Origin of the sequence: Limosilactobacillus panis DSM 6035, from assembly GCF_001435935.1 — a bacterium.
GTDB lineage: Bacteria > Bacillota > Bacilli > Lactobacillales > Lactobacillaceae > Limosilactobacillus > Limosilactobacillus panis.
On sequence record NZ_AZGM01000008.1, the window covers coordinates 1 to 1,618 of the forward strand.

At 50.0% G+C, this 1,618-nt stretch carries 1 rRNA gene; it reads left to right on the forward strand.

Going from position 1 to position 1,618, the window contains the following annotated elements:
- Positions 1-94: 94 nt before the first annotated feature.
- Positions 95-1,618: ribosomal RNA gene (locus FD32_RS00415) — 23S ribosomal RNA — on the forward strand; the annotation flags it as partial.

Genomic DNA, 1,618 nt, shown 5'->3' on the forward strand with positions numbered 1-1,618 from the left:
AAAACAATAAACCGAGAACACCGCGTTATTTGAGTTTTATTAACGAAATAATCGCTAACTCAATTAATCAAGGTGATCACGAAGTGATCATCAAGGTTAAGTTATGAAGGGCGCATGGTGAATGCCTTGGTACTAGGAGCCGATGAAGGACGGGACAAACACCGATATGCTTCGGGGAGTGGTAAGTGCACTTTGATCCGGAGATTTCCGAATGGGGAAACCCAACCAACTTAGTCGTTGGTTATCTGACTAGTGAATTCATAGCTAGCAGAGGGAAGACGCAGTGAACTGAAACATCTCAGTAGCTGCAGGAAGAGAAAGAAAAATCGATTCCCTGAGTAGCGGCGAGCGAAAGGGGAAGAGCCCAAACCAGTGAGCTTGCTTACTGGGGTTGTAGGACTGAACAATGGAGTTACCAAAATGCGACGTAGTCGCAACAGCTGGGAAGCTGTGCCAGAGAGGGTGATAGCCCCGTAGACGAAACGTCACATTCTCCGTTCAGGATCCTGAGTACGGCGGGACACGTGAAACCCCGTTGGAAGCTGCGAGAACCATCTCGCAAGGCTAAATACTACCTAGTGACCGATAGTGAACCAGTACCGTGAGGGAAAGGTGAAAAGTACCCCGGAAGGGGAGTGAAATAGTTCCTGAAACCATGTGCCTACAAGCAGTCGGAGCCCGTTAATGGGTGACGGCGTGCCTCTTGCAGAATGAACCGGCGAGTTATGATTGCATGCAAGGTTAAGGTAGAAAAACCGGAGCCGTAGCGAAAGCGAGTCTTAAATGGGCGTAAGAAGTATGTAGTTATAGACCCGAAACCAGGTGACCTACCCATGTCCAGGTTGAAGGTGCGGTAAAGCGCACTGGAGGACCGAACCCGTGTCAGTTGAAAATGGCTGGGATGAGGTGTGGGTAGCGGTGAAATTCCAAACGAACTTGGAGATAGCTGGTTCTCTCCGAAATCTCTTTAGGGGGAGCCTTGAGGAAAAGAATCGTGGAGGTAGAGCTACTGTTTGGACAAGGGGCCCGTCATGGGTTACCAACTTCAGATAAACTCCGAATGCCATCGATTTATCCTCAGGAGTCAGACGATGAGTGATAAGATCCACCGTCGAAAGGGGAACAGCCCAGATCACCAGTTAAGGTCCCTAAATATATGCTAAGTGGAAAAGGATGTGGAGTTGCATAGACAACTAGGATGTTGGCTCAGAAGCAGCCACCATTTAAAGAGTGCGTAATAGCTCACTAGTCGAGTGATCCTGCGCCGAAAATGTACCGGGGCTAAGCATATTACCGAAACTGTGGATGTGCACTACGTGCACGTGGTAGGAGAGCGTTCTAAGGGCGGCGAAGTCAGACCGTGAGGACTGGTGGAGCGCTTAGAAGTGAGAATGCCGGTATGAGTAGCGAAAGACAGGTGAGAATCCTGTCCACCGAATGACTAAGGTTTCCTGGGGAAGGCTCGTCCTCCCAGGGTAAGTCGGGACCTAAGCTGAGGCCGAGAGGCGTAGGCGATGGATAACAGGTTGAGATTCCTGTACCAGTTGAATGCGTTTGAATGATGGAGGGACGCAGGAGGCTAAGCGAACCGCATGATTGGAAGAGTGCGGCCAAGCAA